This window comes from Sphingobium estronivorans (assembly GCF_008692605.1).
Lineage (GTDB): Bacteria > Pseudomonadota > Alphaproteobacteria > Sphingomonadales > Sphingomonadaceae > Sphingobium > Sphingobium estronivorans.
Genome location: NZ_LFCT01000001.1, coordinates 102,455 through 115,496 on the forward strand (window position 1 = coordinate 102,455; position 13,042 = coordinate 115,496).

14 protein-coding genes and 1 riboswitch are annotated in these 13,042 nt (G+C 62.6%); of the genes, 7 read left to right on the plus strand and 7 right to left on the minus strand.

All coding sequences use genetic code 11. The features are described from left to right. Window positions 1-7: 7 nt before the first annotated feature. From F7P65_RS00505 to F7P65_RS00525, 5 genes are all read left to right on the plus strand, one after another. Window positions 8-1,000, plus strand: coding sequence for a substrate-binding domain-containing protein (locus F7P65_RS00505; protein WP_150289922.1), 993 nt, complete (start codon window positions 8-10; stop codon window positions 998-1,000). Then, window positions 997-1,746 carry a substrate-binding domain-containing protein gene (locus tag F7P65_RS00510; RefSeq protein ID WP_150289923.1) on the plus strand — a complete coding sequence of 250 codons (750 nt, stop codon included), beginning with the start codon at window positions 997-999 and terminating at the stop codon, window positions 1,744-1,746. The genes F7P65_RS00505 and F7P65_RS00510 overlap by 4 nt, the downstream gene beginning before the upstream one ends. Before the next feature lie 187 nt (window positions 1,747-1,933). Beyond that, complete coding sequence (gene copM, locus F7P65_RS00515) at window positions 1,934-2,302, plus strand: CopM family metallochaperone (protein ID WP_150289924.1); 369 nt, start codon at window positions 1,934-1,936, stop codon at window positions 2,300-2,302. Continuing rightward, the gene (locus F7P65_RS00520) at window positions 2,299-3,735 is read left to right on the plus strand and encodes a YncE family protein (protein ID WP_150289925.1); all 1,437 of its coding nucleotides are present in this window, start codon (window positions 2,299-2,301) and stop codon (window positions 3,733-3,735) included. The genes copM and F7P65_RS00520 overlap by 4 nt, the downstream gene beginning before the upstream one ends. Window positions 3,736-3,808: 73 nt before the next feature. Continuing rightward, the gene (locus tag F7P65_RS00525; protein WP_150289926.1) at window positions 3,809-4,381 is read left to right on the plus strand and encodes a DedA family protein; all 573 of its coding nucleotides are present in this window, start codon (window positions 3,809-3,811) and stop codon (window positions 4,379-4,381) included. Here F7P65_RS00525 and F7P65_RS22545 read toward each other — a convergent pair. Together F7P65_RS22545 and F7P65_RS22550 are read right to left on the minus strand one after the other, a co-directional pair. Further along, window positions 4,365-4,937 carry a phospholipase D-like domain-containing protein gene (locus tag F7P65_RS22545; RefSeq protein WP_338053867.1) on the minus strand — a complete coding sequence of 191 codons (573 nt, stop codon included), beginning with the start codon at window positions 4,935-4,937 and terminating at the stop codon, window positions 4,365-4,367. The genes F7P65_RS00525 and F7P65_RS22545 overlap by 17 nt on opposite strands. A 27-nt stretch (window positions 4,938-4,964) precedes the next feature. Beyond that, the gene (locus F7P65_RS22550) at window positions 4,965-5,762 is read right to left on the minus strand and encodes a phospholipase D-like domain-containing protein (RefSeq protein WP_338053868.1); all 798 of its coding nucleotides are present in this window, start codon (window positions 5,760-5,762) and stop codon (window positions 4,965-4,967) included. Between the two features lie 186 nt (window positions 5,763-5,948). Between F7P65_RS22550 and crcB the strand changes: the two genes are divergently transcribed. Further along, the gene (gene crcB / locus F7P65_RS00535) at window positions 5,949-6,344 is read left to right on the plus strand and encodes a fluoride efflux transporter CrcB (protein ID WP_149524056.1); all 396 of its coding nucleotides are present in this window, start codon (window positions 5,949-5,951) and stop codon (window positions 6,342-6,344) included. 3 nt (window positions 6,345-6,347) lie between these two features. Beyond that, window positions 6,348-7,157, plus strand: a complete 810-nt coding sequence (locus F7P65_RS00540; protein WP_149524055.1) for a universal stress protein — start codon at window positions 6,348-6,350, stop codon at window positions 7,155-7,157. A 113-nt stretch (window positions 7,158-7,270) separates the two neighbouring features. On the opposite strand, the gene F7P65_RS00545 is transcribed toward F7P65_RS00540, so the two are convergent. The 5 genes from F7P65_RS00545 to F7P65_RS00565 form a co-directional block, all read right to left on the minus strand. Beyond that, complete coding sequence (locus F7P65_RS00545; RefSeq protein ID WP_150289927.1) at window positions 7,271-8,080, minus strand: undecaprenyl-diphosphate phosphatase; 810 nt, start codon at window positions 8,078-8,080, stop codon at window positions 7,271-7,273. Beyond that, complete coding sequence (locus F7P65_RS00550; protein ID WP_205451855.1) at window positions 8,077-9,897, minus strand: alkaline phosphatase family protein; 1,821 nt, start codon at window positions 9,895-9,897, stop codon at window positions 8,077-8,079. Before F7P65_RS00550 ends, F7P65_RS00545 begins: the two co-directional genes overlap by 4 nt. Before the next feature lie 55 nt (window positions 9,898-9,952). Further along, a complete protein-coding gene (locus F7P65_RS00555) occupies window positions 9,953-10,390 on the minus strand; it encodes an EamA family transporter (RefSeq protein WP_150289969.1) in 438 nt (145 codons plus the stop codon). Between the two features lie 20 nt (window positions 10,391-10,410). Next, window positions 10,411-12,240 (minus strand): DUF190 domain-containing protein, encoded by a 1,830-nt coding sequence (locus tag F7P65_RS00560; RefSeq protein ID WP_240334142.1) that lies wholly within the window; start codon window positions 12,238-12,240, stop codon window positions 10,411-10,413. Window positions 12,241-12,263: 23 nt separating this feature from the next. Then, window positions 12,264-12,336: riboswitch (Fluoride riboswitch) on the minus strand. A gap of 8 nt (window positions 12,337-12,344) precedes the next feature. Further along, a complete protein-coding gene (locus F7P65_RS00565) occupies window positions 12,345-12,956 on the minus strand; it encodes a DUF305 domain-containing protein (protein ID WP_150289929.1) in 612 nt (203 codons plus the stop codon). Between the last annotated feature and the right edge of the window lie 86 nt (window positions 12,957-13,042).

Here is a 13,042-nt window from a genome sequence, read left to right on the forward strand (position 1 = left end):
TTCAACGATGCACTATGCAAAGCTCGCCGCGCTTGCGGCGGCCGTCCTGAGCCTGGCTGGAGCCATGCCCGCCGCCGCCCAGTCGCAGGACGCGAATAAGGTAACTGATCTCGGCGTCTATCCGCCGTGGCAGGGGGGGAGAAACAATGATGCCGCCATGCGCGGCTTCGAGTTCACTATAGCGGACGCCGACAATCTCGCCGACTTCCACGGCAGCCCGCAGGATCCGATGCTGTCGCTTTATGTGGGCGGCAATTACTTCTTCGCGATGGCACCGCTCGTCGCCGCGTTCGAGCAGCGCTACCCCGAATATAAGGGGCGCCTCTATTGGGAAACGATCCCGCCGGGACTGCTTGTCCGGCAGATGAAAATGGGCGGCACGATCACGGTTGGCAACATGACGTGGACGGTCAAGCCGGACGTCTATTTGGCCGGCAAGAACGCCGTTCAAAAGCAGATGGATGACGGTTTGCTGGTCGGGCCGGTTGTCCCCTATGTCACCAACACGCTGGCGATCATGGTGCCCAAGGGCAATCCGGCCAAGGTCACCGGGCTTGCCAGTCTGGGAGGCGCCAGTATCAAGCTGGCGATGCCCAATCCCGAGTTCGAAGGGATCGCACGGCAGATTTCTTCCGCGCTGGAAGCCGCTGGTGGCAAACCGCTTGCCGACAAGGTCTACAAGGCCAAGGTAGCCGATGGCACTTCGATCCTGACCCATATTCACCACCGACAGACGCCGCTTTGGATCATGCAGGGCAAGGCGCAGGCGGGCGTGACCTGGCAGTCCGAAGTTGCGTTCCAGATGCAGGCTGGGCACCCGATCGAAGGCGTCGAGATTCCTGCCGCACAGAATCAGACTGCCATCTATGCGGGCGCCATGGCCAAGGATGCGCCGCACCCGGAAGCCGCCAAACGCTGGCTGGAATTCATCCGGTCGCCGGAGGCGCTCGCCATCTTCGGCCGCTACGGCTTCAAGCCCTATCAGGAGACCACACAATGAAATCCCTGCTGCTCGCAGCCGTTGCTGCTGCAACCATGGCGCTCCCGGCATCTGCCGAAACCATCCATGTGTACGGTCCAGGCGGTCCTGCGCCTGCCATGAAGGAAGCGGCTGCGACCTTCGGCAAGGCGAATGGCGTTGAGGTGATCGTCACGGCCGGCCCGACCCCGGAATGGTCCGACGCGATGAAAGCCGATGGTGACGTCATCTACAGCGGGTCCGAAGTCATGATGAGTGACTTCGTCGCGACCTTTGCCGGTGCGATCATGCCCGCGACGGTCACGCCGCTCTACATGCGTCCAGCTGGCATTCTCGTCCGTCCCGGCAATCCGAAGCACATTCGCGGTTTCGCCGATCTGCTCAAGCCGGGCATCAAGATTGCGGTCGTCGATGGCGCCGGCCAACAGGGCATGTGGGAAGACATCGCCGGCAAGGATGGCGATATCGCCACGCTCAAGACGTTTCGCGGCAATATCATGCTCTATGCCAAGAACACGGCACTTGGGCTGAAAGGCTGGAAAGCGGATCCGAGCATCGACGCCTGGGTCACCTTCCCGATCTGGGCGAAGGCCAATCCTGGCGTTGCCGACGTCGTGCCGCTTGAGGCCAACCGCCGCGTCTACCGCGATGCAGGCGTTGCGCTGACCGCGCGCGGCAATGACAAGCCGGGCGCCATGGCGTTTGTCCGCTTTCTGTCCAGCCCGCAGGGTGCTGCGATATTTCGCAAATGGGGTTGGCAGCAATAGTGCGGCGGCTCGAGAAGTGTAATGTCACATGGTGCGTGGCCTCGCGTGTTTATCTTCCACGGTTTCGCGAGGCCGCTGCGAAGGTTCGCGCAATTGGCAGCGAAGTCTGCTCGCCAATACTTTGCCGTTCTGTTGGCTTGGTCGCCATCTGCCTCGAATGCTAAGGTTATGTGATGTTGACAAGAAGATGCCCTTGAAACTGATCCTGGGCCTTGCCGGCCTCAGCTTCGCGGCATCGGCAGGCGCGCTTGCGGCGGCGCCACAGGACCTCTCCACCGATATGGCCGCCGCGATGGAGCGCATGCACCACGCAATGATGGTGGCGCTGTCCGGCGATCCTGACCGAGACTTCGCGGCGATGATGATCCCACATCATCAGGGCGCGATAGAGATGGCGGAGGCGCAGCTTCGCTACGGCAAGGACGAGCGGCTGCGCCGGCTCGCGCAGGGCATTATCGTCGAACAACGCCAGGAGATCGCCGTCATGCAGGCGATCCTGGCCGAGAAAGGCGCACCACAGAATGCGCAGCATCAGCATCAGGGAGACGGACAATGAAGACCTTCACGATGGTGCTCGCCGTGCTGCCAGCGATTAGCCTGCTCACCGGCACGGCATTCGCGCAGCAGGTTCCCAATGCAAAGCCCGACCGCCCGATCAGCGCGCAGGACCGCTTTTACACCTCGGACCAGTTCTCCAACACTGTCTCGGTCATCGATCCGTCGACCAATCGGCTGCTGGGCGTGATCAAGCTCGGCGATATGACACCCGCCAATCTCAGCCCGCTCTACAAGGGTCAGCTGCTTGTCCACGGCATGGGCTTCTCGCCCGACGGCAGGACGCTTGCGGTCATCTCGATCGGGTCTAATTCGGTGACGTTCATCGACACCGCCACCAACGCCATCAAGCACACGACCTACGTCGGCCGCTCGCCGCACGAAGCGTTCTTCCGTCCCGATGGCCGCGAGGTCTGGGTGAGCGTGCGCGGCGAGGACTATATCGCGGTGCTCGACGGCAGCAGCTTCAAGGAGACCGGCAGGATCGCCGTTCCAAACGGGCCGGGTATGACGATCTTCTCACCCACCGGCAAATACGGTTACGTCTGCTCCAGCTTCTCGCCGGAGACCGTCGTGATCGACGCCCACACCAAGCGCATCGTCGGGCGTGTAAAGCAGGACAGCCCGTTCTGCCCCGACATCGCTGCGACGCCGGACGGCAGGCAGGTCTGGCTGACGCTCAAGGACGTCGGCAAGGTCATGGTGTTCGATGCCAAGCCACCGTTCGCGGTGCTCAAGTCCATCGACACCGGCGCGATCACCAATCACGTGAACATCGCCCGCACGCCACGCGGCCAGTTCGCTTATGTGACAGTCGGCACGCAGAATATCGTCAAGGTCTTCCGCACCGATAACTTCGAACAGGTTGCGACCGTTCCTGTGGGCGCGTTGCCGCACGGCCTGTGGCCATCGGGCGATGGCAGCCGTATCTATGTCGGGTTGGAGAATGGCGACGGCGTCGCGGTGATCGATACCGTTACCAATCGCCTGCTCACCACGATCCCGATCGGACAGGGGCCGCAGGGCGTCGCCTATGTGCCCGGCGCGGTGCCTTCAGGGGATGGCATGACCAATCTCGTCCCGCTCGAAAAAGCGAACGGCAAGGTGCAGTTGACCCTATCCGGCCAGGGCCAGAGCCAGGTCACATTGTTCGATCAGGGACAGGTCCAGATCCTGCAGGCGGCCGTCGCCGGCCTACCGCCCAAGCAGCCGTTCACGCTCGGCCTCGCCGCCAATCCCGATGGAACGGGCGCGGTCCAGCCGCTTGCCAAGTTCATGACCAACCCAGCGGGAGCGGCCATCGTCAACGCCGTAGGGCCGATCCGGCAGATCGTGACCGACGCGACGCCGGCGCAGCGGCGCTATCTTGTGATCCGTGTCGGCGATCCCGACGCTCCGGGCGCGGTTGTGCAACGACAGGCCACGACAAATTGATGAGTCAGTTGCGATCAGCCCGCGCACCAGACGAAGAGCCCTGCGATGTAATGCCGCTCTTTGAGTATCGCTGATGATCCTCGAGCATCTCATCGCCGACTACGGCCTGTGGGCGGTCGGTCTTGGTGCCGGCATTGAGGGCGAAACCGTTGTGATCCTCGGCGGAATCATGGTTCATCGCGACATACTGGCGTTTCTGCCTGCTATTCTCGCGGCATCGCTTGGGTCGTTCCTCGCCGACCAGCTCTTTTTCACGCTCGGCCGCCACTTTCGCAATCATTCCTACGTGCGACGTATCCGGGCGCGTCCGGGTTTCCAGCGCGCGCTAGGCGCGTTCGAGCGTCATCCCACTTTGTTCGTTTTCGCGTTCCGATTCCTCTACGGGCTGCGCTCGATCAGTCCGCTCGCGATCGGCACGACCAGCCTGCCAGCTTCTCGCTTCCTCCTGATCAACGCGGTCGCGGCCCTGGTTTGGGCTACTGTGTTCATCAGTCTGGGCTATGTGTTCGGGCAGGCGATCGAGGCGATGTTCGGCCACGTTCGCGCCGTGGAGCATGTCCTGCTTCCGTTGGTCGCTGTCGCTATCATCTTCGGCTTGGCCATTCATCTCATCCGGGGTCGTCGCGAAGCTAGAGCAGGGGGCTAACGAGTCGCGCCAGGTTTTCGAGCAGGCGCGCGCCTATGGAGCGGCGCTTCCATCCGTCCAGGGTGAGAAGCTCGCTGCGGTCGATATAGACCTGCTGGATCGCGGCGAGTTCGGCGCTGGCGTCGGGATCGTGAAGAATGAGGCTGATCTCGGCATTGAGCATGAACGAGCGCACGTCCGCATTGCTCGAACCGATGATGCCGATCGCGCCGTCGATCGAGACATTCTTCGCGTGGAGCAGATGGTCGCGATATCGGTGCAGTCGCACCCCGGCTTCCAGAAGCTCCTGATAATAGGATCGCTGCGCGAAGCTGACGAGGCGCTGGTCGACGGCCTGCGACACGATCAGATCGACCGTGACGCCTCGTGCGGTTGCATTCTTGATGGCGGTCAGCAGCGCCTCGTCGGGGATCAGATATGGCGAGACGATCGCGACACGCTGCGCCGCGCCGTGCACCAGTTCGACCAGGAGCCGCTCGAATCCGGGCACCCCGAAATCGGGGCCGCTGGGCATCGCCTGAAGGATTGCGCTGCCCGCGACTCCAGGAACTGCCAAGGGGGCGATCACTCGCTCGGTTTCCATCTACCAGTCGCTGGCGAAGACCGCGTCGAGCGCAGCGACGACCGGCCCCTCGACCCGCGCGACCAGTTCATCATTGACGATGCCCGGCTTGAAATCGCGATCGACAATATTCTGAGACCCTACAAATCCTATTTGCCCGTCGATCAGGCACAGCTTGCGGTGGTTGCGCAGGTCGCTCCGGGCGCGGCGCAAAACGGCGAAGCGGACCGGCAGAACCAGCCGGGCGTCGATGCCAAGGCCTGCCAGCAGCGCCATGCTCCGCTTTGCCCAAGGCCGGGAGCCCAGCGCATCGACCAGCACGCGTACGTCGACACTCCGCGCCTTCGCACGTCCGAGTGCCTGTGCGACCTTGGTGCCGGTGCGGTCATCGGCGAAAATATACGTCAGGAGATGGACGCGCGTTTCAGCCTCGTCGATCGCGACGACCATCGCGTCGATCGTCGCGTCATAGTCCGTTAGCAGTGCGACGGCGTTGCCATCGCATGCAGGAAATCCGCCAAGGTGGCGGGCGAGGCGCAGGAGCGGGAACAGGTCCTGCCCGCAGCTGTCCAGCCCGGTGGATACGGACTCGCGTTCACTGGCCGTCCGCTCGAATCGCTCGCGCCGCCAGGCCGGAAAGCCGGCTCGACCAATCATACGGTAAAGGATCAGCGCGGGCACCGGCAGGAACAGGACTAGAAGCAGCCAGCTCCGCGCGGCCTCCGGTGGGCGCCGAAGCGGGATGACGACCACCATGACGAGGCGGATCGTCCATTCAAAGAGGAGATAGGCTAGGGCTAGATCGGACGCTGAATTCATGCGCCACAATTAACCGATCACGCTCCCCTAAGCGACCGCGTGCTGATGCCTAAAGGGAAGCAATCTGTGATAGTCGTATCGCGTTGCCGAAGCGGCAGGCCAAGCCGCGCAATCAATATGGTGGTGAACGAGGTGAACAGTGAACATTGATCAGTCGCAACATTCGCGGCCAGGATCGCGCCTGTGATGGCATCTCTGCTTGTCGCGCTGGGCGGCGCCCTGGGATCGCTAACGCGCTACTGGATCAACATCGCAATTGTGGCGCGGACCGGTGAAATGTTTCCTTGGGGAACGGTGCTAGTCAATATCAGCGGCTCGTTCATGATCGGGTTGCTGGCTTCGCTCACCGGGCCCGACGGGCGCTGGGCGGTCTCGCCTGAATTCCGCCTCTTCATGCTCGTTGGTTTCTGCGGTGGCTATACGACGTTTTCGTCTTTCAGCCTCCAGACGCTGGCACTGCTCCAGGCAGGCGACCCGGTCCGCGCGGGCGCCAACATACTATGTTCCGTTGTTCTCTGTCTTTTCGCCGTGTGGCTCGGTTATTCCGCGCCGATTTCCCTTTCCCGCCTCATCCGGAACTGACCCATGAAGATCATAGCCATCCTCAACCAGGCGGACAGCGTCGAAGCGTGCCTGGATGCGACCGTCAGAGCGGCGATCGCGGTGCCTTCCGCCGAACTGGAGGCGCTGCACATCGTCGTCGATCCCGAGCACATCATCGCGGCCAGCGAGGAAATCGAGTTCCAGCGCATGCGCGAAGCGCGCGAAGGAACCGCGAGCGACAAATGCAAGGCCATCAAGGTCGCGTTCGATGCATGGTCGTCCGACCATGGCGGCAGCGCCATCCAATGGCGAACCTTGGTCGCTCAGGAGGAGGAAGGCCTGATGCAGGCTGCCCGTGATGCTGACCTGCTAGTCATGGTGCGAAACCACGACATGGACACGGGCGACGCATTTCACGCTGCTTTGATGCGTCTGGACAAGCCGCTGCTACTTATACCTCATACGCTCTCTCCTACGGGCAGCGACGGGACCGGGTTCGGCACGGTAGCCATCGGCATCGCCGACACGAGTGCCGAACACCATGCGCTAGTCGCCGCGCGGCCTTGGCTGGAAGCAGCCCGACGCATCGTTGCGCTGCATATCGGCGATCAAAACTCGAAGGGTGTGCTCGCCGAGAATGGCCTGGGGGGGCTCACGATCGATCAGCGTCAGGCGGACAAGAAGCCCGGTTCGAATATCGGTGCGCAGATCGCTGAAGAAGCAGGGTTGGCAGGCGCCGATCTGCTGGTGTGCGGAGCGTATCGGCATAATCAGCTCATCGAATGGCTACTCGGTGGGACCACCCGACATTTGCTCGACAACGCGACGATGCCGGTTCTCTTGGCTCATTAAGGGGAGGAACGTCCTTCGATCCTCTGCGACGTTGAAGCACTGTCGCGAAAATTGGTGCCAGTAGCGGATCGTGCGCGTTATTCGGTGCCGCCCTTCTGTTGGGACTCCGCGACTCAGTGCCAGTTCAGGAGTGCCAAGGCCACAACGCCGGCGCCGATCCGGTACCAGCCGAATATAGTGAACCCATGGCGGCCGACAAATTCGACGAGCCATTTTACAACGATTATCGCGACCAGGAACGAGACGATCGTTCCGACTACTATTGCCATCATGTCGCCAGCCGAGATCAGGTCGCGATTTTTGAAAAGGTCGAGCGCCGCCGCTCCGAACATCGTGGGGATCGCAAGAAAGAAAGAGAATTCGGTTGCTGTCTTCCGATCTATGCCGATCGCGAGGCCGCCCATGATCGTCGCCCCCGATCGCGACACGCCCGGAATGAGCGAGAGCAACTGGCAGAAACCTACGCCTAGCGCGCGCGATGCAGATAAATGCTCGACGTCGGCTTCAGTCGTTCGTCGCGCAGCCCATCGTTCGATCACGACGATAGCTGCACCGCCCAAGGTCAAACTGACCGCCACGACATGGGGTGAGAAGAGCGTGGTCTTGATGAAATCATGTGCTAACCCCCCCACGATGACGGTCGGCACGACAGCGATCATCACGTTGCGCGCAAAGCGCCGGGCGTCCGAATCCGACGGCAGACCGCGTGCGACGGACCAGAGGCGAGCACGATAGAGCCAGCATATGGCAAGGATTGCACCGACCTGGATTACGACTTCAACGATTCCGGCCTGAGCGCCACGATATCCAATCAACTGCTCGGCTAGAATGAGATGGCCGGTGGAAGATACCGGGATAAACTCGGTAAGACCCTCGACAATGCCGAGAATGACCGGTCCAAAAAGGGAAGTCGCGCCCGTCATTGGCCGACCTTCGACCGCGAAGCGAGGCCTAGGGTTCGCCCGGCAAAACCGCCTACGTCGAGATAGCGGATGGAGCCCACTTCCTGAAAACTCAGCGTGGTGCGCAGACCATTGGCAGCAGGTTTGGATCGTATTTCGCGAGAGCGTGTCTTCGGCATGGGTTGGCCGGGCATCGCCTCGCCCAAGACTCGCCCGACGAGTTTGCCGCTGGCCGGAGGTGCTAACCCAAGCAGGTGCAGCATCGTCCGACCGACGTCCACATTGCTGACGGGTGCAACATCCACAAAGCGGGTGCGGAAGTCCGGCCCGATCGCCGCAGTAAAATTAAGAGTGTCGCCTCTCCCGAAACTGCCATGCATTCCCTGGCCCTGTTGCAGATTACTGTCGGCCACTTCGACCTGACAATTGGTCGGTATCGCGCAGCCGGAACTTGTCGATCGGAAGTTGACGACGATCGATGGCGTCGGCGTCGCAGCACGTCCTTTGAGGTTGATTGCCGAGAGCGGCAGCGTCCCCGCATATTCGCCAAGGGCATCATCGACGAAAATGCCGCTCACATAGTCCTGTGCCAGCAATGCGTTGATCGTCCTCGCCGCGAGAGCACGATCATGCGTCGGCAGATAGAGCAGATCGGAGCCACCGTTTTCAGCCACAACGAGCCAGGGATTCGCCGGGTCCGGGCCAAGCAGCGCATTGCCCCGGCTTGGATGGGCACCTTCGGCAAGCCGGCTGTCATGCGCTTCGGGATCGAAGATTGGGAAATCCAGCGCGTTTGCCAGATCAAGGGCGAGAAAGCCCGGCGGCAGGAGGCCGGGCGGCACATCGGTGTATGTTTGTTTGGCCGATGGGCTGCTCCCGCTCTGCTTGGAGATGGTCGAGAAGCCGTGATCCGAGGTGACGATGATGTCGGTCGTTGCCGCAAGGCCGAGCCGATCGAGCGCCGCACGCAGCTTGCCAAGATCGCCATCGGCGTTGCGGATCGCGGCGAAGGTCGACGGTCCGTTGATGCCGGGCGTCAGCCGATTGAGGCTGTCACCCTGATTGTGCTGGGTGCCATCGGGATCGCGCGACCAGAACACCATCGCGAACGGCCGGTTGCGCGCTTTCAATGTCGGCAGGACGACTCTAGTTGTGGCATCTATAAAAAAGTCCTGCTGCGCATTGTTGGCCGATATCGTGCCCGGAGTGCGGCAGTCGCCCGATTTGCCATTGGCGCCGCGACCTGGCGTAGAGAGCGGCAGGCCTGCAGCGGTCAATTTCGCGGCAATGTCGGACGAAAGTGGGATGCCGCCATGCTGTCCGGTCGTATCGTCCAGTATGATCGTCGTCGCACCATCGCGGGCGACATGATCCTGGATCAGGGCTGGCCCGAGCTTCCCGATCGCGGCTGTGCCGTATCCGGCTTGGCGCGCAGCCTCCAGCACCGTCGTCTCGTCGAGATAATTGCCGCCGAATGCCGCGTCGAGCTCGCCCAGCACGGCGTCATTTTCGAGAAACGGTGTTACGCTGCCGCCCGCGCTCGCGATCTGTCTGGCGGTGTAGATTGTGTTGCTGAAATCGCCCGTGTCGCCGAGCTGATGGCCGGTTGCGAGCACTGAAGCGTTGGCGGTGGTGAAGGTCGGAAAGACCGAATGGCTGTTGGGGAAATAGCTCCCCGCGTCGCGCAGTCGTGCAATTTCCGGCGCGGTCTGCGGCGTGACGATCCTTCCCCGCAAACCGTCGATCACCACAAGGATGACGTTGTGCGGCGGTTGGCGTTGGAGCGCTGGTAGGCGGGCACCGGCGGCGCTTGCTGCCACACAAAGCGTCGTCGTCACAAGCCATCTCACCAATCGCATTTCGGTCTCCCTGTGATCATGTTCGAAAAGAGTTTCAGGCCGTAGCGACCAGCACCGCACCGCCGCCAATCAGGACGATGCCGAGCCATCCGCGCAGCGAGAGATGCTCGCCAAGCACTGTCACGCCGATGATCGCGACAAAGACGACGCTAAGCTTGTCGATCGGCGCCACACGTGCCGCGTCGCCGATCTTGAGTGCGCGGAAATAGCAGAGCCAGGACAGGCCGGTCGCGAGGCCAGAGAGCCCGAGGAAAAGCCAGGATCGCGGGCCGATGTCACCGATGGGCTGGAACTTGCCGGTCACGCCCAGCAGCGCGCCGAGAACGACGATGATGATGATCGTGCGGAAGAATGTGGCAAGATCGGAATCGATCCCCTCCACACCGATCTTGGCAAAGATCGCGGTCATGGCCGCGAAGGTGGCGGAGAGCAGAGCCCAGACGATCCAGGATGCGGAGGCAGCGGATGCCATCGGACGAGCCCCGCGCTTGCTCATTCCGCCTCCATTGTCAGTTCTTCCGGTGCGGCGTCATCTTGCCGGACGCCGGCGGGGCCAACGCTCCAATGCTCGAGATGCTTGTATACGATCACCTTCGTCGTCAGCATCTCGCCATGCGCCCGGCAGAAAGCCTCGAGCTGCGCGCGCTGGCCGATCAGCTCGACACACATCGTCAGATGGGGGTCGGCGATCTCCGCACCGTTCTCGCGCACCGGGCCGTGATTGCTATAGCCATAATGGGTGTGATGGGCGACGGCGTTCATGATGCCGTCTGCCTTCGCCTGCGCGACGAGCGTCCGGTAGAGCGGTTTGGCGCCCCAGCGTGATTTGGATGCACCCTTCGGCGCTTTATCGCTGGGCTTCAGGTAGATGCGGATCATGCCGATTTCGCTCGGCGTCACATGATGAATGTCGGACATGGATATGCGTTCCTGGCTGCTGGGGGCGAAGAGACTGGAAAAATCGGGTGCGGCCCGCAGTGCGCGGGCATCACGCAGCGTCATGTCGGGCGGCAGGATGGCACGCGACCGCTTGGGCACAGCGACACGCTGCGACAGATAAATGCCGTTATGCCCCGAGCAGACATAGGCGACGAAGCATGCCACCGCGAGGGGAACCGCCGTGTCCGCGCCGAACAGCTCGATACCCATGATCGTGCAGGCGAGCGGCGTGTTGGCGGCGCCCGCGAACACCGCGACGAAGCCGAGCGCCGCGAACAGATCTACTGGCACACCGAGCGGTGCGGCGAGCGCATGACCTAGCGCGGCGCCGATGAAGAAGAGCGGCGTGACCTCGCCGCCCTTGAAACCAGCGCTCAACGTCACGACCGTGAACAGCATCTTGACCGCCCAGCTCCAGCCGTCCGGGCCGGGCTGGAAAAAGCCAGCGATGGTCGGGTCTCCGGGGATCAGGCTCCAGACGCCGAGTCCGAGATAGGCTCGCGTGCCGACAAGATAGGTGAGCGCGATGACGGCCACGCCGCCGATCGCCGGGCGTGCCGGACCATAAGGCATCAGCTTCTTGAGCCAGCCGCTCAGCGCATGATTGGCCTCGGCGAAGACAAGGCTCGCAAAGCCGAAGGCGATACCGGCAAGAGCCGCCTTGAATAGCAGGACAGGCTCGAACAGCAAGCCGTGCTCGGCGGGTGCGAACGCAGCGACGGTGTAGGCGGAGTGGTGGATCCCCCAAGCATGGCAGGTCCAGTCGCCGACCAGAGCCGCGACCAAACAGGGCACCAGCGCGGCATACTCGACCCGGCCGACCGCCAGCACCTCAAGCGCGAATACCGCGCCCGCGAGCGGCGTGCCGAACACCGCGCCGAAGCCCGCGGCGACCCCGGCCATCAGGATGATCTTTACGCTCGATGGATCGAGCCGGAACCAGCCGGCCACCGCGCTGGCCAGGCTGCCGCCAAGCTGCACCGCCGTTCCTTCGCGGCCCGCCGAGCCGCCGAGCAGGTGTGTGACGATCGTGCCGAGGAAGACCAAAGGCGCCATGCGGAGCGGGACGCCGCCGCCGGGTTCATGTATCTGCTCGACGATGAGGTTGTTGCCGCCCTCCACCGAACGGCCGAGCCGGTGATAGAGCCAGCCGACCCCGGCACCGCCGACGGGCAGCAGGAACAGCAGCCACGGATATTCGAAGCGCGCGCGCGTCGCGGCGTCGAGGCTCCAAAGGAAGGCTGCGCACAGCGTGCCGACCGCGGTTGCCATCGGTACGAGCAGCAGTGTCCAGCGCAGCACCGAAGCGGCATGGCCGCGCTGGGCCATCGCACGCGACGTCAGGTTCAGCAATTGGACAAGATTAGCAAAAGACGCGCGCACGATTCCTCCTTGTTGCGTGACCGCAGCAGGTAGGAATCATCAGCTCCGAGGAGCGGTTCGGCCGAAGCCCGGCGGAAATCCATCGCCTCGAAAGCGTGCCTGACCTATCGACGGCGGCCTGTCAACGACTGCCTCGCGCGGGGAGACGAGAAGCGGCCCTTATTCCACCGTTTTTCGCGTGCCGATGCCGGTTCTTTCGTCGGTTTGAGGGGCGGGGGGCGCGTACCGAGATCGCGACAAGACTTGAGGTCTGGCGCGCCGGCAGGCACCGGATTGGCTTGCAAGCGGGCAGTCATCCGCTTCATCTGGGCGATCTCTCGAACCTGGGCGTCGATGATGCCGTCGGCCAGTCTGCGGACCTCCGGGTCACGGATATGCGCCCGCTCGCTCGTCATGATCGCAATCGAGTGGTGCGGGATCATCGCCTTCATGTAAGCGACGTCGTCGACAGTTTCCTGGCTGCGCACGAGCCACAGGGCGCCGGCGAACACGACGGCGGCGCCGGCAACGATGCTAATGTTCACGCGCCGGTTCGCGTACATCCCCCACATGAACCCGATCATGATGATCGCCATGACCGCGCCCATCAGGAGTGCCATCCACATCCGGGTCTGGCTGAACTCGACATGGTCGAGCGCATAGGTGTTAAGGTACATAAGACCGAACATCACGATCGTCGATGTCGCGATCATCGCGGCGAATCGGCCGTATCCCATGCCGTCGCCGATGCTACGGGCTTCCTTTTTGCCAGGCTTTTCCAGTCGACTGTCCTCTCGATCCTGGTTTCGTTATCCAAGTCAGT